This is a genomic window from Leifsonia sp. T36S-04 (assembly GCF_042465655.1).
GTDB lineage: Bacteria > Actinomycetota > Actinomycetes > Actinomycetales > Microbacteriaceae > Leifsonia.
On sequence record NZ_CP146286.1, the window covers coordinates 979,331 to 1,000,806 of the forward strand.

Consider the following 21,476-nt stretch of genomic DNA (forward strand, 5'->3'; position numbering starts at 1 on the left):
CCGGCGGCACGGCGTGTCGCGTCAACCAGCGCGCGTGACGTCAATCTGTGGGACGCAACACGCCGTTATCCGTGCGCGATAACGGCGTGTTGCGTCCCATGGATCGCGCGGTCAGGAGTCGAAGCCGAGGCCGACCGCATCCAGAGTGCGCAGGAAGGCGTTGCGGTGCCCGGCGGTGTGGTCGGCGCGATCCAGCGACCAGCGCGTCAGGTTGATGCCGACGGAGGCGGCGGGCTCCGGCGGGAACGGGATCGGCCGAGTCCGCACCATCTCGAGTTCGGTGCGCTCGGTCGACCGCCCGGCCAGCAGATCCAGCATCACCTTCGCGCCGAAGTGGGTGGCCGCCACCCCGAGCCCGGTGTATCCGGCCGCGTAGGCGACCCGGCCCTGGCGCCCCGAGCCGAAGAAGGCGCAGAACCGGCTGCACGTGTCGATCGCCCCGGCCCAGCGGTTCGTGAAGGTCAGACCCTCCAGCTGCGGGAACGTCGTGAAGAAGTGGCTCGCCAGCCGCCGGAACGTCTCCGGGCGGTCCTCGTACGATGAGCGCACCCGGCCGCCGTAGTGGTAGACGGCGTCGTAGCCGCCGAACAGGATGCGGTCATCCGCGGTCAGCCGGTAGTAGTGGAACTGGTTGGCCGAGTCCCCGATGCCTTCGCGTCCCTCCCACCCGATCGATGCCCGCTGGGATGCGCTCAGCGGCTCCGACATCAGCACGTAGTCGTACACGGGCACGGTCGCGAGCCGGTTCCGTCGCAGCAGGCTGGGGAACACATTGGTGGCGAGCGCGGTGCGCCGCGACCGCAGCGTCCCGGTGGGCGTGTCGAGCACCGTGCCGTCGCCGATGCTCTCGACCGGGCTGTGCTCGAAGATCTCGACCCCGGCCTCCACGCAGGCCCGGGCGAGCGCACGCGCCAGCTTCGCGGGGTGCACGAGCGCGGAGTCGGTCCTCCGCAGCAGGCCGGCCTCGTAGGTGGGGGAGTGGACCAGCGCGCGCACCGCGTCCCGGTCGAGCAGGGTCGCATCCGGACCCTCGGACTCGCGCAGGCTCTCGACCTGATACTCCTCGGTGGCCACATCGAGGGCTCCGTTGCGCTCGAATTCGGCGTCCATGCCCAGCTCGGCGACGATCGCCTCGATCTCGTCGAGGTTCTGCATCCCGAGCCGCTGGAGCTCGTCGAACTCGCTGGGCCAGCGGCTGCGGCCGTTGTCCTCCCCGTGCGTGAGGCTCGCCTCGCAGAAGCCGCCGTTGCGTCCGGATGCCGCCCAGCCGACACGCCGGGCCTCGAGCAGCACGACGTGCGCCGACGGATCCTCACGCTTCGCGAGCAGCGCGGTCCACAGGCCGGTGTAGCCGCCGCCGACGACGGCCAGGTCGCAGCTCACGTCGCCGCGGAGCCGGGGATAGTGGTCGCCGGGCGCATTCTCCGTCCAGAACACGGCCTGCCTGCTGGGCGCGAGGGCGTTCCGCACGACCGCGTCGTCCGGTCGCTGTCGCTCGAAAACGGTGCTGGTCCGGGAGGGGCTCACGCCGCCATTCTGCCCGACGCCGCTGCGCTGGTTCGTCGCAAAACCGGGGCGGTGCCATCCATTCCGTCCGGTCGGTCGAGAGGGTCCGTGGCGAACTCTGTGGATGCGGCGGGCCGGCGAACAAGTATCGTGGGGGCCGCAGCAGGAAGGGAGGCGGCCGTGAGCAACGGAGCGGGTCGCGTGACCATCGCAGGGCTGGCCGACCGGCTCGGGCTCTCGAAGGCCTCCGTGTCGTACGCGCTCAACGGGCTGCCCGGGGTGAGCGACGAGACCCGGGAGCGCGTGCTGGCGCTCGCCGAGCAGCTCGGCTGGCATCCCAGTTCGTCGGCGCGCGCGCTGTCGCGGGCGCGGTCGGACACGATCGGCATCGTCCTGCGCCGCGACCCGGGACTGCTCGGCGCGGAGCCGTACTACATGAGCTTGCTGGCCGGCGTCGAGAGCGAGCTCGCCGAGACCGGGCAGTCGCTGCTGCTGCGGATGGTCGGCGGGGATGCGGGCCAAGACGTCGCCGCGTACCGGCGCTGGAGCGCGGAGGCCCGGGTCGACGGCGTCATGCTGTTCGACCTGACCTTCGACGACCCCCGGCCGGCGCTGCTCGACGAGCTCGGCCTGGCGTTCGTTCTGCACGGCAATCGCGAGACGTTGGCACCCGGGAAGGTGCTGCTGTACGACGCGCGGGCGGATGCCGGCCTGCTCGTCGGGCACCTCGCATCCCTCGGCCATCGGCGGGCGCTGCACATCGCGGGTCCCGCCGAGTTCGAGCACGAGCAGGACCGGCGGGATGCGGTGGCGGCGCACGGCCGCGAGCACGGCATGGAGTTCGTGTTCGGTGTGTCGGACTACTCGATGGAGGAGGGGGAGCGGATCGCCGCGGAGCACCTCCGGGACGATCCGTCCATCACGGCCGTGCTGACCTCGAACGACCTCCTCGCGCTCGGCGCGCAGACGGCGCTCGCCCACGCCGGGCGGGACGACGTGGCGATTGTCAGCTGGGACGACTCGCTGCTGTGCCGCCTGGGCACGCGCCCGATCACGGCTCTCGACCGCTACCCGGAGGAGCAGGGCCGGCGCTCGACGCGGCTGCTGCTCGACCAGCTGGCGGGGACGCCCGCCGCCGACCGGCGCGCGCGCCCCAGCCGCCTCGTCCCGCGGGCGACGAGCCTCCCGGCACGCGAGGCCGCCGCGCGCTGACGGGCGCCCCGCTCGTCCGCTCGTCCGCTCGCCCGCTCGTCCGTCGACTCCGCCGCGTCGCCGCGCGCGATTTGCGCCAGATCGCGGTTCTGGGGGCTGCCATAACCACGATTTGCGCCAAATCGCGCACCCGGGACCGAGTCCGAAGCGTTATCGGGGCGGGCGGAAGGAGGCGACCGGCCGGTATACCCTCGGACGAGGTGAAGTCAAGGATTGACACCTGAACCGGTTAAGTTAGGCTTCCCCTGGCGCCTCGCCGCTCGGCCCTCGCACCGGGACCGGCAGCGCCACCATCAAGAGACGAAGGAGTCACAATGAGGAAACGCGCCATTTCCGTCGCGGCAGTCGCCGCAGCGGTAGCGCTCGTGGTCACGGGCTGCAGCAGCTCGGGATCCGGATCATCGTCCAGCGGATCGACGCTGACGTACTGGGCCAGCAACCAGGGAACCAGCCTCGACAACGACAAGCAGGTCCTCACCCCGGTGCTGGACGAGTTCACCAAGCAGACCGGCGTCAAGGTCAAGCTCGAGGTCATCGGCTGGAACGACCTGCAGACGCGCATCCAGACGGCGGTCACGTCGGGCCAGGGCCCGGACGTGCTCAACATCGGTAACACCTGGGCCGCCTCGCTGCAGGCGACCGGCGCCTTCCTCCCGTACGACGACGCCAACATGAAGGCGATCGGCGGCAGCGACAAGTTCGTCAAGACGGCGCTCGAGACCGGTGGCGCGCCGGGCAAGCCCGTCACGAGCGTCCCGCTCTACGGCCTCGCGTACGGCCTTTACTACAACAAGGCGATGTTCACCGCCGCGGGCCTGCAGCCGCCCGCGACGTGGGAGGACCTGGTCGCCGACGCCAAGAAGCTCACCAACGGCACCCAGTACGGCTTCTCGCTCGCAGCGGGCAGCTACACCGAGAACGTCCACTTCGCGTTCATCAACTCGGCGCAGAACGGCGGCGAGTGGTTCGACAGCAAGGGCAACCCGACGTTCACCAGCCAGGCGAACATCGACGGCATCAAGCGCTACCTCGACCTGATGCAGTCCGACAAGGTCGTCGCCACCTCGAACGCGCAGTACGACAACGGCGTCCAGGCGGTCAACGACTTCGCCACCGGCAAGGTCGCGATGATCCTCAGCCAGAACAACGCCGACGCGTCGATCGTGTCCAACGGCATGAAGAACGACCAGTACGGCGTCGTGCCCTTCCCGGCTCCGGCCGACGGCAAGAAGATCGCCAGCTTCGTCGCCGGCATCAACCTGTCGATCTTCAAGAACACGAAGAACAAGGATGCCGCGCTCAAGTTCGTCAAGTACATGACGAGCGAGGACGTCCAGTCGAAGCTCGGCAAGCCGTACGCCAGCCTGCCGGTGCTCAACGGTGCGAAGCCGACCTTCACGGAGAACGCCGAAGAGGCCGCGACCTTCCAGAAGATCTACAACGACATGACGAAGCCGCTTCCCCTGGTGGCGGCCGAGGACCAGTTCGAGAACACCGTCGGCAAGGCGATGAACGACATGTTCGCCAAGATCGCCACCGGTGGAACGGTCTCCGACTCGGACATCAAGACGGCCCTGAGCAACGCTCAGGACCAGGTCAAGCAGTCGATGGGCGGCTGACCCCAGCCTGACCCGCTCTGCCGGGCGGGGCGTCGCGGCCGCAGCCATGCGTCCCGGCGTCCCGCCCGGCGGACACAGCCACACCCCTCAAGGAGACCCATGTCGACGACGACAGACGTCCGCGGACCGTCACGCACCGTTCCGGTGGACGCCCCACCGCCCAAGCCGAAGAAGCGCCCCCGCCCCAAGGGCTGGTGGTTGCCGTTCATCCTTCTCGGTCCGGCCATCATCTTCGAGCTGCTCATCCACGTCGTGCCGATGCTCACCGGTATCTGGATCAGCTTCCTCCAGCTCACCAAGTTCTACATCGCCAACTGGGGCGAAGCGCCCTTCGTCGGGCTCAAGAACTACGCCGTCGCCCTCGACTTCAGCGGCTCGGTCGGCGCAGGCCTGCTCCGGTCGTTCTTCGTGACCGTCGGCTTCACCATCCTGGTCGTCGGCCTCTCCTGGGTGCTCGGGATGGCCGCAGCCGTCGCCCTGCAGGGTCGGTTCCGGGGCCGCGCGTTCTTCCGCACCCTCTTCCTCGTGCCGTACGCTCTGCCGCTCTACGCGGGCATCATCACCTGGAAGTTCATGTTCCAGAAGGACACGGGAGCGATCAACCACTTCCTGTTCGACAACCTCGGGCTGCCGGGCGACAAGCCGTTCTGGCTCATCGGCGGCAACGCCTTCTGGTCGATCGTCATCGTCGCGATCTGGCGGCTCTGGCCGTTCGCCTTCCTGATGCTGATGGCCGGGCTCCAGTCGATCCCCGCGGAGGTTTACGAAGCCTCCGCAGTGGACGGCGCCAAGCCGTTCCGCCAGTGGCGCGCCATCACGCTGCCGATGCTGCGGCCGGTGAACTCGGTGCTGCTCCTCGTGATGTTCCTGTGGACGTTCAACGACTTCAACACACCGTTCGTCTTGTTCGGGAGCACAGCGCAGCCACCGGGTGGCGACCTGATCTCCTTCCACATCTACAACGCGTCGTTCCTGACCTGGAACTTCGGCTCGGGTGCCGCGATGAGCGTCCTCCTGCTGCTGTTCCTGCTGATCGTCACCGGCGCCTACCTGCTCGTCGTGAACCGGAGGAACCGCAATGCGTGAGACCCGCTCATCCCACGTCTTCCGCTGGGTCGTCGTCGTCTTCCTGACGATCTTCACGGTCGTGCCGCTCTACGTGATGATCACCTCGTCGGTGAAGCCGCTCTCGGAGGTGCAGGCCGCGTTCACCTGGTGGCCGCAGAACATCACCTTCCAGCCGTTCATCGACATGTGGACGACCGTCCCGCTGGCCTCGTACTTCGTGAACAGCCTCATCGTGTCGAGCGCGGCGACGCTGATCTCGCTGGTGATCGCCGTGTTCGCCGCCTACGCGGTGTCGCGCTACCGGTTCAAGGGCCGCAACGTGTTCACCACGACGGTCCTGTCGACGCAGATGTTCCCCGGCGTGCTGTTCCTGCTGCCGTTGTTCCTCATCTTCGTGAACATCAACCAGGCGACCGGAATCCAGCTGGTCGGCACGCGCTGGGGCCTCATCATCACGTACTTCACGTTCGTGCTGCCGTTCTCCATCTGGATGCTCGCCGGTTACTTCGACGGCATCCCGCGCGACCTCGACGAGGCGGCGAAGGTGGATGGATCGGGCCCGATGGGTGCGCTCTGGCACGTCGTCCTCCCCGCGGCCCGCCCGGGGCTGATCGCCGTCGCGATCTACTCGTTCATGACCAGCTGGGGTGAGGTGCTGTTCGCGTCGGTGATGACGACCGATGAGAACAGGACGCTTGCGGTCGGATTGCAGCTCTACTCGACGCAGACGAACGTCTACTGGAACCAGATCATGGCGGCGTCGCTGGTCGTGTCGCTTCCGATCGTGGTCGCGTTCCTGCTGCTGCAGCGCAACTTCGTCGCAGGGCTGACGGCCGGCGCGGTCAAGTGACCGGCGGCTCCGGCCGCTCCCGTTCCGTCGCAGTTCGTTCTTCCCTCTGAAAGGCATCATGGATCGCCCCTCCCCGGTCTTGACGGTCGACGACGCCCCGGTGGTGTGGCTCGGCGCCAACTTCTGGTCCCGCACCGGAGGCCCGCTCATGTGGACGCGCTACGACCCCGCGATCGTGCGGGACGAGCTGCGCGTGCTCGCCGAGCACGGCCTCAACATGACGCGGTCCTTCTTCTACTGGCCCGACTTCCATCCCACCCCGGACTCGCTGGACGAGCAGTGCGTGGCGAACTTCGCCGACTTCCTGGATGCGCACAGCGAGGTCGGGATGACCACGGTGCCGACCTTCCTGGTCGGGCACATGTCGGGCGAGAACTGGGATCCGGCCTGGCGCGAGGGCCGCGACCTGTACAGCGACGTCTGGTTCGTCGGCCGTCAGGCCTGGTACGTCCGCGAGTTGACGGCGCGGTTCGCGACGCATCCCGCCGTGGCCGGCTGGCTGCTGACCAACGAGGTGCCGATCTACGGTGGCGAGGCACCGCGTCCCATCGTCGACGCCTGGGCCTCGCTGCTCGTGAACGCGGTGCGTGCGGGCGGCGGGACGCAGCCGGTCGCCGTCGGCGACGGCGCGTGGGGGATCGAGACGACCGGCCACGACAACGGCTTCTCGGTGCGCGACCTGGCGGAGTTCACCGACTTCATCGGCCCGCACGTGTACCGCATGGAGACCGACCAGATCCGGCAGCACCTCAAGGCCGCGTACATCGCGGAGCTGTCGGCGACGCACGGCCTGCCCGTGATCATGGAGGAGTTCGGCCTCACGAGCGACTTCGTCTCGGACGCGGGGGCCGCCTCCTACTACCGGCAACTGCTGTACTCGACGCTGCTGGCGGGTGCGACCGGGTGGATCGCGTGGAACAACACCGACTACGACGACCTCGCCGACCAGCGGCCCTACTCGCACCATCCGTTCGAGATGCACTTCGGCATCACCGACCGGCACGGTGCCCCCAAACCGCCGCTGCGGGAGCTGGCGAGCTTCGCGTCCGACCTGGCCGCGATCGACCTGCCGTCGGTGCGGAGGTCGGCGGTGGATGCGGCGCTCGTCGTCCCGTCTCACCTCGCCGAGGACTACCCGTTCACCAACGAGGACGAGCGGGCCCACATCGTCGCGACGGGGGAGCAGGCGTACATCGCGGCGCACGAGGCGCACATCCCGGTCGCGGTGGTCCGGGAGAAAGTGGACGGCGGACTGCCGACCGGGTACGGGCTGTACCTGCTGCCGTCGGTCAAGCAGCTCTGTGCGACGTCGTGGCAGCAGCTCGTCGCGCTCGCAGACGAGGGCGCGACGGTCTACGCGTCGTACTCGCACGGGCCGAGCGGCGTGCAGCGCGGGCCCTGGTGGGCGCACACCGAGGAACTGTTCGGGGTGCGGATGGACAGCTCCTACGGCCTGGCCGAGCCGGTGGACGACGCGACCGTGGTGCTGCGGTTCACGGACGACTTCGGGCCGATCGCCGCGGGAACGGAGCTGTCGTTCGCCGCGGCGGGCAATGAGAACGGACGCACCTACCTGCCGGTGCGGGTGACCTCCGGACGCGTCGTCGCGGTGGATGCGCACGGGCGACCGGCGATCGTGGTGCAGGAGCACGGCGCGGGGCGCGCGGTGCTGTCGACGTATCCACTCGAGTACTTCGCGTCGGCCCAGGGGCGCGTGAATCCCGAGCAGACGTGGCGGCTGTACGACGCGCTCGCCGACGTGGCCGATGTGGAGCGCGACGTGCGCCTCGACGACCCGCTGGTCTTCACGGACTCGCTCGTGCACGAGGACGGCCGCCGCTTCGTGTTCTTCGTCTCGCAGCATGCCTCCGAGGTGACGGTCACCCCGACGGTGGCCGGCGGCGACCTTCGCAGCCTCGACGCAACCCCGTCCCCGTCCGTCACCCTCCCTCCCTACGGGGTGGCCGTCCGCCTCCTCACGCAAGACTGACCTCCCGTAGCCCGCGAGCACAGGAAAAGTGCGGGGATCAGGCCCGATTTCCCGCACATTTCCTGTGCTCGCGGGCTGCGGGCTGGTCAGGGGTGGGTGGACAGGTAGGCGACGAGGATGTGGGCGTGGTTGAGTTCGGGGTCGCGGGCGCCGACGAGGAGGGTCACCACGGGGTGGTCCTGGGTCAGGGTGCGGAGCTCGGCGACGGCCGGGTTGGTGTCGAGCTCGCGCTCGTAGCGGGTGCGGAACTCGTCGAAGATCTCGCCCTCGATCGACACGTCCTCGTGGAACCAGCGACGCAGCTCGGTCGACGGCGCGATCTCCTTCAGCCAGAGGTCGATGTCGGCGCGCGCCTTGCTGATGCCGCGCGGCCACAAGCGGTCGACGAGGATGCGGAAGCCGTCGTCCGGCGCGGGTGGGTCGTAGATGCGTTTCACGCTGATCATGGGATGCTCCCTCATCGTGTGCGGAATGGCCGCCGGTCAGCCGGCCGCGAGCAGTGCGTCGGTCTCGGCGGCGGTCGGGGCCGTCGCCGGTCCCGGTCGCGTGACCGCGATGGCCGCCGCCGCGTTCGCGCGCCGCGCCGCCTGCAGCGGGTCGGCGCCGCGCGCCAGCGCCGCCGCGAGCACGCCGCCGAAGGCGTCGCCCGCGCCGGTCGTGTCGACGGCCGACACCGGGAACGCCGGCAGGTGCGCCGGCGCGGGGTCGCCGGTCGCGACCCAGCATCCGGATGCCCCGTCGCGGACCACGGCCACCGCGGTGCCGTCCGCGCCCTGGCGCAGCATCGCGCGCAGCGCCCCGGCGGCGGGTGCCGGATGCGAATGGGCGCGGAGAATCCGGGCCTCCCTGGCGTTCGCGCTCAGGACGTCGGTGCGCGCGAGGACGCTCTGCAGAAGCTCCGGGTCGAGCGAGCCGACGAGCGGCGACGGGTCGAACACGACCCGCGTCTCCGGGTCCAGCGCGTCCAGCCAGCCCGCGACGGCCGCGCCGGCGACAGGATGGGCGAGGCTGTACCCGGAGGCGTAGACGACGTCGCCTCTCCTCGGCTGCACGATGTCCAGGTCGGCGCGGGTCAGCATCCCTTCGGCGCCGGGAGCGGTCACGAAGGTGCGCTCGGCGTCGCCGTCGACGAGAACGACGCAGTAGCCGTTGTCGGCGGTCTCGAGGGGTGGATGCGCGACCGAGATGCCCTCCCGCCACAGTGCTTCGGCGACCACCTCGCCGAAGGGACCGGTGCCGGAACGCCCGGCGAAGACCACCTCCGCGCCGTCCCGTGCGGCCGCCGCCATGACGTTGAAGCCGCCCCCTGCGGACATGCCGGCGGCGGACGCCAGGACGTCGCCTCCCCGTTCGGGCAGCGCGTCCACCCGCAGGAGCAGATCGACGACGACTGTCCCGGTGAAGATGAGCCGCCCGTCAGCCATGATGTCTCCGCACGCGCAGGAGGCCGTCGACGAGGAGCTCCAGGTCGAGCGCGTTGACCCGTTGGACGGTGTGCAGCGCCGCATGCGGCCACTCCGCCGCCCCCGTGGCGCCGAGCACAGCTCCGGCAATCGCCGCGATGGTGTCGGTGTCGCCGCCGAGTTCCGCCGCGTGGCACAGCGTCCGCCAGGCAGCGTCGGGCCCGGGATGCGCGGGGTCGGTGCCTGCGACCGTCGCGGCCACGAGTGCCAGTGCCGCGACCACGGACTCCTGGGCGGCGACGGACGTGCCGACCACCTCGGCGACGAAGTCGTCCTGATCGCGTGGAGCGAGTGCGACGACTGCGGGGATCGCCCATTCCAGCCGTGCGGCTATGTCCCCTCCGGCCACCCAGTACCCGCGGCGCGAGCCTTCCCGTGCGGCGGCGACGGCGAGGTCGAGCGCCTCCGGAGCCTCGGCTCCGTCGATGCCCGCGCTGACGGCGGCCCCGACCGCGGCGGCGCTGGCGATGCCCAGCCCGGTGTTGTGCGTCAGCGCGCTGACGGCCACGACGGCGTCGACGAACGCGCCGAGCGGTTCGACGGGCACCGCGATCCCCACTGGTGCGATGCGCATCGCCGCGCCGTTCGTCGCGCCGAAGCGGCCCGCCTCCTCCGGGGGGACGCCCTCCTGCAGTCGCTTGAGGGCCGACCGGGTGCTCGGACCGAGGAGGTCGAGCGAGCCGCGCGCCTCCATCGTGTGCTCCCAGGCGAGCAGCGCGGCGGCGAACGCGGCGGGCTCGACGATGCCCTCGCCGTCGATGATGAGCCGCGCCAGGATCACCGCCTGTTCGGTGTCGTCGGTGATGGAGCCGGCCGGCATTCCGGTGGCGATCTGCTGGTGCGGCCCTGCGGCGACGAGGCTGCGGATGCGGCCGTAGTCGGCCGCGATGCGCTCGCGCGACAGGGACTGGGTCGGCATTCCGAGGGCGTCGCCGAGCGCCAGGCCCTGCAGAGAGGCGAGGGCCCGGTTGCGCGCGCTGTCTCTCACAGCGGCGCCAGCAGGGCGTCGCGCAGCCGGTCGCTGAGGTCCGGTGGGACGTCGGTCCGGACGCCCAGCGCCTGGATGGCCCTGCTGAAGAAGTTGCGCGCCGCGGCGGCGAGCGTGATGTCGACGATCTCGCGGTCCGTGAAGCCGTGCGCGCGCAGCCGTGCGGCGTCGTCCTCGGTCATGGCGGCAGAGTCGGTGCTCAGCCGCTCGGCGTACTCCATCATCGCCACCTCGGCGTCGCTCAGAGGTGCGTGGTGGTAGTCGCGGGCGATCCGCTCCAGATCGGCTTCGTCGAAGTACTGGAGGGACTTCCGCCCGTGCGCCAGCCGGCAGTGCTCTGAGCCCAGCGCCTGCGCCGCGGCGAGCGTCACGAGCTCGTAGCGGCGCTTGCCGAGTGTCGCTCCAACCGCCCCCACGAGATCCTCGAAGGCCCGGTAGCCTTGCGGATTCACACTCATCACCCGCGTGTACTCGGGAACGTAGCCCAGGTCGTCGAGGTCTTCCGCGTACATCGCGGCGACCTCGCCTGCGGCCTCGGACGGTTCGGGGGTGCGGATGATGGACACGGCTGCCTCCTCGCGTGCGGTCGCTCCTATTCTCACGCGCACGCGGCGCGGAGGGCTAGGTGCGAGCGGGCCACGTGCGCGGGGCCCGAACGCCCGCGCGCAGGCCGTCTTCAGTGCGCGAAGGCCGCCTCGGCCGGGACATCGGCGGGCTTCCGGATGAAGAAGGACCCGGCCACCGCGAACAGTGAGATGATCGCGCCGGCGACGAAGGCGGCACGGATGCCTCCGGCCTGCGCCGCATCCGCCGAGGCTCCGCCGCTCGCTAGCACCGTCGCCTGCAGGGTCAGGACCGCGACCAGCAGTGCGGTGCCGGCCGCGCCACCCACCTGCTGGATGGTGGCCAGGATGGCGCTGCCGTGCGAGTACAGGTGCGGCGGGACCGCGCCGAGCCCGGCCGTGAACAGCGGCGTGAACATCATCGCCAAACCGAGGGACATGACCACGTGCGCCGCGATGATGAGCCCGACCGGCGTGGTCTCGGCGACCATCGTGAGGGACCACAGCACCAGGCTGACGAGGATCGACCCCGGCACGACCAGCACACGCGGGTCGAAGCGGTCGTAGAGCCGCCCGACGAACGGGGCCGCGAGCCCCATGATCAGGCCGCCGGGAAGCAGGATGAGACCGGTTGCCAGTGTGGTCAGGTGCAGCACGTGCTGGAGGTACAGCGGGAGCACGATGATGACACCGAACATGGATGCCGTCGTGATCGCCATCAGCACGATCGCCACGGTGAAGATCGGATACCGGAAGGTACGCAGGTCGAGCAGTGCCCGGTCCTTGCGCTGCAGGAGCAGCTGGCGCGTGATGAAGGCGGCGAGCCCTAGGACGCCGACGATGAGCGAACCCCACAGCAGGAGCGGGCTGGGCGCGGACGCCCCGGACTCGCCGGAGAGGGTCAGGCCGTAGACGAGACCGCCGAAGCCGAAGGCGGACAGGATCACCGACACCACGTCGATCCGGACCTTCTTGGGCTCGGTGACGTTCTCGACGAAGCGCATGCCGATGAGCAGCATGACGAGGGCGATCGGCAGGACGATGAGGAAGATCCACCGCCAGGTCAGGAAGTTCAGGATCAGGCCGGAGATCGTCGGCCCGATCGCCGGCGCGACCGAGATGACGATCGAGACGTTGCCCATCGTGCGCCCCCGCAACGCGGGCGGCACCAACGTCATCAGTGTGGTCATCAGGAGGGGGATCATGATCGCCGTGCCGGACGCCTGGATGACGCGGGCGCCGACGAGCACCATGAAGCCGGGCGCGAGCGCGGCGGCCAGGGTTCCGAGGGAGAACAGCGACATGGCCGCGATGAACATCTGCCGGGTGGAGTAGCGCTGCAGCAGGATGCCCGTGATGGGGATGACCACCGCCATCGTCAGCATGAAGGCGGTCGACAGCCACTGCGCCGCCAGCGCGTCGATGTGCAGGTCGTCCATCAGCTTCGGGATGGCGACCGTCATGATCGTCTCGTTGAGGATCACGACGAAGGTGGCTGCGAGCAGAAGCCAGATCACCCGCTGATCGCGCGGGGCGATGCGCGGGGACGCGTCGACGTCCACGGGCGTGGTCGGGCGGTCGAGCCGGCCGGCGTCGACGGAAGGCGCGGGTGAGGTCTTCTCAGTCACCGGTCCAACCTATCGATCACCACCGACATCCGGGGTGGCCGTGACGTGAACTGTGGAGAAGTTCGCTCTCCGCAGAACTGGGGAATACGGCGCGAGCGTCGTCGCGTCGGGCTCAGCGACCGAGGCCGGCTCTGTCGACACGACGGTGGTAGCGCATCCCCGATACCCCGCCCAGGATGGCGGCGCCCAGGCTCACGAGGGCGACGATGACCGCGGTGATGATGCCGGTCAGGGTGACCGAGCCCTCACCCAGCGGGATGCGCGGGAAGCTGTTGAGATTGCCCAGGATGTTGTACTGGCTGCCCAGGATGAGGCTCAGCACGGCGACGACGACGGCGATGACGACCGCCCACAGCCACACTGCGATGCCCTGCTTGGCGCCGTCGAAGCGGGCCATCCGCCCGGCGACGTAACCGCCGCAGAAGTACGCGACGAAGAGGATGACGACGAGCGCGATGGCGCCGACGAGCCCCACGGTCGATGCGTTCTTGCTGGCCTGGTCGACGGCCGCGTTGGCGCTGCCGCCGGAGGTGCCCAGTCCCACGGCCGCACCCGCCGCCGCGACGAGCGCGGTGAGGAGCACGGCCGTCCCTGTCGCCGTCAGCCAGCCGAAGAAGGCCGAGCCGAACTTCATCCCGCCGAACTCGCTCTTCTCGCGTTCGAGGACGTCGCTCCTGAGGGACGAGGTGCGGTCGACGGTCACGGGGGCGCCGGTCGCGTCGCGGTCGTAGACCGCCTCGCCCGCACGCCGGTCTTCCGATGGTGTGATCGGCTCAGTCATATCCATCCCTCTTCCGGAGTCGCCCGCCGAATGAGCGGGTGGTCGATTGAATGAACGGTAGGCGGCCCGTAGGGGCGGGCCGAGGCGGTTGATTTCCTGGCCGGGCGAGAGGATGCTGTCCGGCGACCCTGGCTGTCGCGGATCAGCCGCCGAGACCCGCGACCGTGCGCACGGCCTCACCGACCGCGAGCGCGACCTGGTCCAGCTGCGCAGGCGTGACCTCCCGGCCCCAGGAGAAGCGCACGGCGGTGCGCGCGACATCCTCCGGGTAGCCCAGCGCGAGCAGCACGTGCGAGGCGTCCTCGCTCCCGGCCGCACAGGCGGACCCGCTGGAGGACACGACGCCGCGCCGCTCCAGCTCCAGCAGCACCGCCTCCCCGTTCGTGCCGGGGAAGACGAAGGATGCGGTGCCCGGCAGCCGCAGGACCGGATGCCCCGTCAGCGAGGCGCTGGGGACCTCCGCCAGGACGGCCGCAATGAAGGCGTCGCGTGCCGCCGCGGTCGCCGCCGCGCGCGCCTCCAGTCCGTCCGCCGCGAGCCGCGCGGCCGTCGCCAGCGCGACCGCACCCGCCACATTCTCGGTGCCGGAGCGGCGTCCCCGCTCCTGTCCGCCGCCGTGGATGAGCGGTTCGAGAGGGATGCGCCCGCGCACGAACAGCGCGCCGACGCCCTTCGGCGCGCCGATCTTGTGGCCGGAGACACTCAGCGCGTCCACGCCCAGTGTCCGCACGTCGAACGGATACCAGCCCGCGGCCTGCACCGCATCCGTATGGAAAGGAACGCCGCGTTCGTGCGCGAGGGCCGCGAGCTCCGCGATCGGCTGGACGGTCCCGACCTCGTTGTTGGCGAACATGACCGAGGCGAGCGTCGTGTCCGGCCGAAGCGCCGCCGCGAAGTCGGAGGCCGCGACCAGCCCGTCGCGCCCGATCGGCACGAAGGTGACCGAGAAGCCGTGCAGCCGCACCAGATAATCGACCGACTCCAGCACCGCCTCGTGCTCGATCCGGGTCGTCACGATGTGCCGTCCGCGCGGGTTCGCGAGCGCGATGCCCGTGACGGCGAGGTTGTCCGCTTCGGTCCCGCCCGACGTGAAGACGACCTCCGAAGCCCGGCAGCCGAACCACTCGGCCACCGTGGAGCGCGCGTCAGAGAGCCCTCGGGCCGCCGACTCGCCGATCGAGTGGTGGCTCGACGGGTTGCCGAAGTCGCCCGTCAGGTACGGCCACATCGCCTCCAACACCTCCCGGCGGACCGGAGAGGTGGCGGCGGCATCGAGGTAGATCACTCGACCATCACGTCCAGTCCCAGGTCGAGCGAACGGACGCTGTGGGTGAGCGCGCCGGAGGAGATCACGTCCACGCCGGTCTCGGCGATGTCGCGGACGGTCGCCAGGCTGACGTTCCCGCTGGCCTCGACGATGGCGCGACCGGCGACGAGGGCGACCCCCTCCCGGAGCTCGTCGAGGCTGAAGTTGTCGAGCATGATCGTGTCGACGCCGGCCGCGAGCACGGGCTCGATCTGGTCGATGCGATCCACTTCGACCTCCAGATGCGTGGTGTGCGAGAGCTGCTCGCGCACGCGCAGCAGGGCATCCGTCACCGAGAGGCCGCTGTGCGCCGTCAGCACCGCGAGGTGGTTGTCCTTCGCCATCACCGCATCCGACAGGGAGAAGCGGTGGTTGTGCCCGCCGCCCGCACGGACCGCATGCCGCTCGAACGCGCGCAGTCCCGGCGTGGTCTTGCGGGTGTCGACGATCCGGGCGGACGTGTGGGCCACCTCGGCGACGAACGCGGCGGTCAGGGTGGCGATCCCGCTCATGCGCTGGACGAAATTGAGGGCGACCCGCTCACCCTGCAGCACCGAGCGCGCACAGCCGGACACGGTCGCGAGGGCATCCCCGGCGGCGAACACGCCGCCGTCGGCGACGTGCACGGTCACCGTGATGTCCGAGTCGGTCAGCGTCATGGCCGCGGCGAACACGTCTCCGCCGGCGAACGTCCCGGGCTCGCGCGCGACCAGGCGCGCGGTCGCCGTGGCGCCCTCCGGGATGAGGAGCTCGCTGGTCACGTCGCCCCAGGGCGCGTCTTCGACGAGGGCGGCCTGAACGACCGTGTGGATGATCTGACGGGTCAGCATGCGGTGGGAACCTCGAGTCGGGCGGTCGTGGAGAGAAGGGGCTGCGGGTGCGGGAGCAGCACGGTGTGGGTGGGCGTCCCCGGGCCGGAGAGCGGGAAATCGGACCGGAAGTGCGCGCCGCGCGATTCCTCCCGGGCGAGAGCGGCGGCGGCGACGAGGCGGCCGAGGGTGAGGAGATCGGCGTCCTCCCCGGGCTCCGGGTCTGCGGTCGCGGCGAGTTCGGCGGCGGCGTCCGCCAGGCGTAGCCCATCGCGGTGCACGCCGGCGGCCTCCCAGAGCAGGCTGCCGAGCCGTTCGCGGCTGAAGGGGCGCGACGCGGCGGTGCGCGCGACCGCGGTTGTCGCGACGGCGGTCGTCGCGACCGCCGCCTCCCGCACCCAGGCCGGCACCTCCGTCCAGGCCGCGTCGATCGCCTCCGCCGCGCGGTGCCCGAACACCAGACCCTCCAGCAGCGAGTTGGACGCCAGGCGGTTGGCGCCGTGCGCCCCCGTGCAGGCGACCTCGCCGACGGCGAACAGCCCCGGCACGCTGGTCCGTCCGGCAGTGTCGGTCGCGACGCCGCCCATCGCATAGTGGGCGGCAGGAGTCACCGGGATGGGATGGCGCGCCCAGTCGTAGCCGGCGGCGCGCGTGGCGGCATCGATCGTCGGGAAGCGCCGCGCCAGGAACGCGGCGCCCAGCGCCGTGGCGTCGAGGAGGACCGGATGCCCGCCCTGCGCGGCCATTTCGACCGCGATCCCGCGGGCCACGACGTCGCGCGGGGCCAGCTCCGCATCCGGGTGGAGGTCCGTCATGAACCGCTCGCCGGCGTCGTTGCGGAGCACAGCGCCCTCGCCGCGCACGGCCTCAGAGATGAGGAAGGCGCCTGCACCGCCCGCCCTCGGTGCGTGCAGCGCGGTCGGGTGGAACTGCGTGAATTCGAGGTCCGCGAGCACCGCTCCCGCCCGCCAGGCCGCGGCGACGCCATCTCCCGTCGCCACCGCCGGGTTCGTGGTGTGCGCGTACAGCCGTCCCCAGCCTCCGGTCGCCAGCACCACGGCGTCCGCCCGGAGGGCGAGCGGGATGCCGTCGACCAGCAGGTGCACGCCGGTGGCCCGTCCGTCGTCGACGGCGACATCGCGCAGGAACGCACGCTCGATCACCGGGATGCCCGCGCCGGCGATCGCCGCAGCCAGCGCCCGCTCCAGCTCGGCGCCCGTCGCGTCGCCCCCGGCGTGGAGCACGCGGGCGGCCGAGTGCGCGGCCTCCAGCCCGCGGGCGAGCGCATCCCCGTCCCGGTCGAACGCTGCACCCAGTGCGATCAGCTCGCGCACACGGTCCGGCCCGTCGGCGCAGAGCGCCTCGACCGCCTCGCCCACGTTCAGCCCGGCTCCTGCGCGCAGCGTGTCGGCGATGTGCGACGGGATGCTGTCGTCGGCGAACAGCGCCGCCGCGATGCCGCCCTGCGCGTACCGCGTGCTGCCGTCGGTGAGGGCCGCCTTCGTCACGATCGTGACGGCGTGCCCGAGCGCCCGGGCGCGCAGGGCCGCGGTGAGGCCCGCGATCCCGCTCCCGACCACGACCACGCGGCTCATGTCACGCCGCCATCGTGGTGTCGGGGCGCGCCGCGAGCATCCGCTCCAGCGCTACGCGAGCGGGTGCCGCCACCGACTCCGGAACCGTCACCTGGTTGAGCACCTCGCCCCGCACCAGCCCCTCCAGCACCCAGGCGAGGTAGCCCGGGTGGATGCGGTACATCGTCGAGCAGGGGCACACGACCGCGTCGAGGCAGAAGATGGTGTGCTGCGGGAACTGCGCCGCGAGCCGCTGCACGAGGTTGATCTCTGTGCCGATCGCGAAGGTGGATCCGGCGGGCGCCGCCTGGATCGCCTTCACGATGTAGTCGGTCGAGCCGTACTCGTCGGCCGCATCCACGACATCCATCGGGCACTCGGGGTGCACGATCACGCGGACGCCCGGGAACTCGGCCCGCGCGTGCTCGATCTGACCCACGGTGAACCGCTTGTGGACCGAGCAGAAGCCGTGCCAGAGGATCACCCGCGCGTCTTCGAGGGTCCGGGTGTCCGTCCCGCCCCAGGGCTTCCGCGGTTTCCACAGCGGCATCTGCTCGAGCGGCACACCCATCGCCTTCGCCGTGTTGCGGCCGAGGTGCTGGTCGGGGAAGAAGAGGACGCGCTGCCCGCGCTCGAACGCCCACTCCAGCACGGTGGAGGCGTTCGACGAGGTGCAGACGATGCCGCCGTGCTCGCCGCAGAACGCCTTCAAGGCGGCAGACGAGTTCATGTACGTTACGGGGATGACGGGGACGCGTCCGTCGGCGTCCGGCTCGGTGCCGTACAGCTCCTCCAGCTGCTCCCAGCACTCCTGCACCGAGTCGAGGTCGGCCATGTCGGCCATCGAGCATCCGGCGGCCAGGTTAGGGAGGATGACGCTCTGGTCGGGCCGGGACACGATGTCCGCCGTCTCGGCCATGAAGTGCACGCCGCAGAAGACGATGGCCTCCGCCTCCGGGCGCGCCTTCGCCGCGTTCGCGAGCTGGAACGAGTCGCCCACGAAGTCGGCGTACTGCACGACCTCGTCGCGCTGATAGAAGTGCCCCATCACGGCGACGCGGTCGCCGAGCGTGGCTTTGGCGGCGCGGATGCGGTCACCGAGTTCGACCGCTGAGGCCGTGCGGTACTCCTCCGGGAGCTCGCCCTGCACCGGCGCGTTCGCCGGGATCGGGTCGCCGAGCGAAGCGCCGGGGCCATAGGAGGGGAGCAGCGTATCGAACTGCCAGGGCGCCTCCACCAGGTCGGGCGTGCAGGTCTCGCCGTCGAGCCGGCCCGAGGCGATGAGCCGGATGGTCGTGTCGACCGAAGCGATGGGTGCGGCGGTGCTGGTCATGATTCGCTTCTTCCTTCGAAGGGATGCTGCTGGCGGGGGAGGGGGCCGGCGTCGGCGAGGTCGATCTGGTCGTTGTAGCGGTACAGCCGCGGGGGACGGTGCGGCGTGCCGGTGAGGTATTCGTCGGTCGCGACCACGGCGCCCGAGGCCTCGATGGTGCGGCGGAAGTTGGCCGGGTCGAGGCCGCGGCCGAGCACGGCCTCGTGCACGCCGCGCAGCTGGGCCAGCGTGAAGCGCTCGCCGAGGAAGGCGTGGGCGATGCGCGAATACTCCATCTTGGTGCGGAGCCGCCAGAGCGCGTACTCCACGATCACGTTGTGGTCGAAGGCCAGTTCGGGCAGGTCGTCGGCGGGCAACCAGCGCACGTTCTCGCTCACGCTCGCCCGCTCCGCCTCCTCGCTCCGGACCAGCGCCCAGTAGACGACCGAGACGACGCGGTCGGCTCCGGGGGAGCGGTCGGCGTCGCCGAAGGCGTAGAGCTGCTCCAGGTAGCTCGGGGTGAGCCCGGTGGTGTCGTTCAGGGAGCGTGCGGCGGCGTAGGCGAGGTCTTCGCCGACCCGGAGCGGTCCGCCCGGCAGTGCCCAGCGTCCCTCGAACGGTTCCCGGATGCGGCGCACGAGCGGCAGCCACACCTGGGGCACGCCTCCGGTCTCGTCGTCGCTGCGCAGGGCGAAGATGACCGTGGACACGGCGAGAATGGCGCTCGCGCGTTCGTGCCGTGCCGTCATGGCCTGCTCCTGCTCCCGCTACCTAAAAGTCATCGTGACTCTAACTGCCTCCCATCTTAGTGTCACCTCGACCAAAACCACAATCTCTGTCCCCTTCGCTGAAGATTCGTGACGAATGCGCGGTATGCGCTACCGATAACGCGCATTCGTCACGAATCTGCGGGGTGAACGGGGTGCGCGGGGAGGTGCGGGAGCCGATATGCTGGCCGGACATCCAACTCAATACCGGGCCACGAGGTCGATGCGGGAGAGTCGCGTTCGCGCGGCACCGAAGGAGCAATCCTCCCCGACAATCTCTCAGGTACGTGTACCGCATCGGACTGGCCACTCTGAAAAGCAGGACGGCAGCCGCCGCCCTCGCCCACGGTGAAAGCCGCCCTCCCACGTGGAGGCGGTGAAACTCTCAGGCCGGATGACAGAGGGGGAGTTCTTCCCGGAAGCGGCGACGCTTCCGCAACCCCCGGCCGACGGCCGGCGAATCGGAGAACTCATGTCCTCAGAGCAGACCCCGTCCACCAGCGACGGGCGCACCTCCCCGCTCCACGACGCGCACACCGCGGCCGGCGCATCCTTCACCGACTTCGCCGGCTGGCAGATGCCCGTCCGCTACTCGTCCGACCTCGCCGAGCACCACGCCGTCCGGCACGCCGCGGGCCTCTTCGACCTCTCCCACATGGGCGAGATCGTCCTCATCGGCCCGGAGGCAGGGCAGGCGCTCGACTACGCGCTCGCCGGAAAGCTGTCGGCGCTGGCCCTGCACCAGGCGAAGTACAGCCTCCTGCTGTCGCGCTCCGGCGGCATCGTCGACGACCTCGTCGTGTACCGCACCGGCGAGGATCGCTACATGGTCGTGGCCAACGCCTCCAACCGGGAGACCGTGGCGCAGGAGCTGCGGGACCGCACCGCTCCGTTCGACGTCGAAGTGTTCGACGAGTCCGACGACATCGCACTGCTCGCAGTGCAGGGGCCGGCCGCGCTGTCCATCCTCCTGGCCACCGAGGGCCAGGCGGCCGACGAGGGCGCACTGGACGGCGAGGACTTCGGCGAGCGCCTCTCAGCGCTGAAGTACTACTGGTCGCTACCTGCGCTCTTCCAGACCCATCCGGTGCTCATCGCCCGCACCGGCTACACCGGCGAGGACGGCTTCGAGCTGTACATCGCGCCGGACAACGCCCGCGCCCTGTGGGACGCCCTCATCGAGGCGGGCACCGAGCAGGGACTCGTCCCCGCAGGCCTCGCCAGCCGCGACACCCTCCGGCTGGAGGCCGGGATGCCGCTGTACGGCCACGAGCTCGGCCGCGACACCCTGCCCGCCCAGGCCGGGCTCGCCCGCGTGGTCAACCTCGCGAAGGACACCGACTTCATCGGCCGCGCCGCCAGCGAGGAGGGCCCGCATCCGGAGGCCCGCGTGCTCGTCGGGCTGACCGGCGAGGGCAAGCGTGCCGCCCGCGCCGGTTACCCGGTCTTCGCCAAGGACGACGTCACGGGCGAGGACGCCGAGGTCGGAGTCGTCACCTCGGGCGCCCTGTCTCCGACGCTCGGACGCCCGATCGCGATGGCCTACGTCGCGCCGCGGTTCGCCCGCGAGAACACCGAGCTCTTCGTGGATGTGCGCGGCACCCGCCTCCCGTACACCGTCACCGCCCTCCCCTTCTACAGCAGAAAGAAGCGCTAGCCATGGCCGCAGAACGAGACCTGAAGTACACGCCCGAGCACGAGTGGCTCCTGGTGGAGGGCGACGTCGCGACCGTCGGCATCACCGCGTACGCCGCCGAGAAGCTCGGCGACGTCGTCTTCGTCGAGCTGCCCGAGGAGGGCAGCGATGTGACGTCGGGCCGTGTGGTGGGCGAGATCGAGTCGACCAAGTCGGTGGGCGAGCTGTTCGCGCCGGTCGACGGATCGGTCGTCGAGGCCAACTCCGCCGTGGTCGACGCCCCGGAGCTGGTCAACTCCGACCCGTTCGGCGAGGGCTGGCTGATCAAGGTCCGCTTCACCGAACTCCCCGACATCCTGCTCAGCTACGACGAGTACGCCGCCCTCACCGGCGAGTAAGGTTCC

General features: G+C 70.5%; 19 protein-coding genes and 1 riboswitch. Of the genes, 7 read left to right on the plus strand and 12 right to left on the minus strand.

Annotated elements, in window-relative coordinates; genetic code table 11:
- Positions 1-111 precede the first annotated feature (111 nt).
- Entirely contained in the window at positions 112-1,527 is a 1,416-nt protein-coding gene (locus tag P3F85_RS04830; protein ID WP_374010115.1) for an NAD(P)/FAD-dependent oxidoreductase, read from the minus strand.
- A 159-nt stretch (positions 1,528-1,686) separates the two neighbouring features.
- Here P3F85_RS04830 and P3F85_RS04835 point away from each other — a divergent pair, with 159 nt between their 5' ends.
- The 5 genes from P3F85_RS04835 to P3F85_RS04855 all read left to right on the plus strand — a co-directional run bounded on the left by P3F85_RS04835 (position 1,687) and on the right by P3F85_RS04855 (position 8,245).
- On the plus strand, positions 1,687-2,718 hold the full coding sequence (locus P3F85_RS04835) for a LacI family DNA-binding transcriptional regulator (protein WP_374010116.1): 1,032 nt from the start codon (positions 1,687-1,689) through the stop codon (positions 2,716-2,718).
- A 314-nt stretch (positions 2,719-3,032) separates the two neighbouring features.
- On the plus strand, positions 3,033-4,337 hold the full coding sequence (locus P3F85_RS04840; RefSeq protein ID WP_374010117.1) for a sugar ABC transporter substrate-binding protein: 1,305 nt from the start codon (positions 3,033-3,035) through the stop codon (positions 4,335-4,337).
- Positions 4,338-4,436: 99 nt separating this feature from the next.
- On the plus strand, positions 4,437-5,423 hold the full coding sequence (locus P3F85_RS04845) for a carbohydrate ABC transporter permease (RefSeq protein WP_374010118.1): 987 nt from the start codon (positions 4,437-4,439) through the stop codon (positions 5,421-5,423).
- Complete coding sequence (locus P3F85_RS04850; RefSeq protein ID WP_374010119.1) at positions 5,416-6,255, plus strand: carbohydrate ABC transporter permease; 840 nt, start codon at positions 5,416-5,418, stop codon at positions 6,253-6,255. The genes P3F85_RS04845 and P3F85_RS04850 overlap by 8 nt, the downstream gene beginning before the upstream one ends.
- 58 nt (positions 6,256-6,313) lie before the next feature.
- The gene (locus P3F85_RS04855; protein WP_374010120.1) at positions 6,314-8,245 is read left to right on the plus strand and encodes a cellulase family glycosylhydrolase; all 1,932 of its coding nucleotides are present in this window, start codon (positions 6,314-6,316) and stop codon (positions 8,243-8,245) included.
- 86 nt (positions 8,246-8,331) lie between these two features.
- On the opposite strand, the gene P3F85_RS04860 is transcribed toward P3F85_RS04855, so the two are convergent.
- The 11 genes from P3F85_RS04860 to P3F85_RS04910 form a co-directional block, all read right to left on the minus strand.
- Positions 8,332-8,691: a DUF488 domain-containing protein gene (locus tag P3F85_RS04860; RefSeq protein WP_374010121.1), complete on the minus strand. Its 360-nt coding sequence runs from the start codon at positions 8,689-8,691 to the stop codon at positions 8,332-8,334.
- A 36-nt stretch (positions 8,692-8,727) separates the two neighbouring features.
- Positions 8,728-9,669 (minus strand): PfkB family carbohydrate kinase, encoded by a 942-nt coding sequence (locus P3F85_RS04865; RefSeq protein WP_374010122.1) that lies wholly within the window; start codon positions 9,667-9,669, stop codon positions 8,728-8,730.
- Entirely contained in the window at positions 9,662-10,696 is a 1,035-nt protein-coding gene (locus tag P3F85_RS04870) for an ADP-ribosylglycohydrolase family protein (protein WP_374010123.1), read from the minus strand. The genes P3F85_RS04865 and P3F85_RS04870 overlap by 8 nt, the downstream gene beginning before the upstream one ends.
- Entirely contained in the window at positions 10,693-11,262 is a 570-nt protein-coding gene (locus P3F85_RS04875) for a carboxymuconolactone decarboxylase family protein (protein ID WP_374010124.1), read from the minus strand. Before P3F85_RS04875 ends, P3F85_RS04870 begins: the two co-directional genes overlap by 4 nt.
- A 110-nt stretch (positions 11,263-11,372) precedes the next feature.
- A complete protein-coding gene (locus P3F85_RS04880; RefSeq protein ID WP_374010125.1) occupies positions 11,373-12,887 on the minus strand; it encodes an MDR family MFS transporter in 1,515 nt (504 codons plus the stop codon).
- Positions 12,888-12,999: 112 nt separating this feature from the next.
- Positions 13,000-13,674, minus strand: a complete 675-nt coding sequence (locus tag P3F85_RS04885; protein ID WP_374010126.1) for a hypothetical protein — start codon at positions 13,672-13,674, stop codon at positions 13,000-13,002.
- Between the two features lie 136 nt (positions 13,675-13,810).
- On the minus strand, positions 13,811-14,953 hold the full coding sequence (locus P3F85_RS04890) for a cysteine desulfurase family protein (RefSeq protein WP_374010127.1): 1,143 nt from the start codon (positions 14,951-14,953) through the stop codon (positions 13,811-13,813).
- A complete protein-coding gene (gene nadC / locus P3F85_RS04895; RefSeq protein WP_374010128.1) occupies positions 14,950-15,804 on the minus strand; it encodes a carboxylating nicotinate-nucleotide diphosphorylase in 855 nt (284 codons plus the stop codon). The genes P3F85_RS04890 and nadC overlap by 4 nt, the downstream gene beginning before the upstream one ends.
- Entirely contained in the window at positions 15,798-17,378 is a 1,581-nt protein-coding gene (gene nadB, locus P3F85_RS04900; protein WP_374010129.1) for an L-aspartate oxidase, read from the minus strand. Before nadB ends, nadC begins: the two co-directional genes overlap by 7 nt.
- A 1-nt stretch (position 17,379) precedes the next feature.
- The gene (nadA, locus tag P3F85_RS04905; RefSeq protein ID WP_374010130.1) at positions 17,380-18,690 is read right to left on the minus strand and encodes a quinolinate synthase NadA; all 1,311 of its coding nucleotides are present in this window, start codon (positions 18,688-18,690) and stop codon (positions 17,380-17,382) included.
- A complete protein-coding gene (locus P3F85_RS04910; protein WP_374010131.1) occupies positions 18,687-19,418 on the minus strand; it encodes an NUDIX domain-containing protein in 732 nt (243 codons plus the stop codon). Before P3F85_RS04910 ends, nadA begins: the two co-directional genes overlap by 4 nt.
- A 234-nt stretch (positions 19,419-19,652) precedes the next feature.
- A riboswitch (glycine riboswitch) is annotated at positions 19,653-19,741 on the plus strand.
- A 167-nt stretch (positions 19,742-19,908) separates the two neighbouring features.
- Here P3F85_RS04910 and gcvT point away from each other — a divergent pair.
- Together gcvT and gcvH are read left to right on the plus strand one after the other, a co-directional pair.
- Positions 19,909-21,093 carry a glycine cleavage system aminomethyltransferase GcvT gene (gene gcvT / locus P3F85_RS04915; RefSeq protein ID WP_374010132.1) on the plus strand — a complete coding sequence of 395 codons (1,185 nt, stop codon included), beginning with the start codon at positions 19,909-19,911 and terminating at the stop codon, positions 21,091-21,093.
- Positions 21,094-21,095: 2 nt separating this feature from the next.
- Positions 21,096-21,470, plus strand: coding sequence for a glycine cleavage system protein GcvH (gene gcvH / locus P3F85_RS04920; protein ID WP_374010133.1), 375 nt, complete (start codon positions 21,096-21,098; stop codon positions 21,468-21,470).
- The last annotated feature ends 6 nt before the right edge of the window (positions 21,471-21,476 follow it).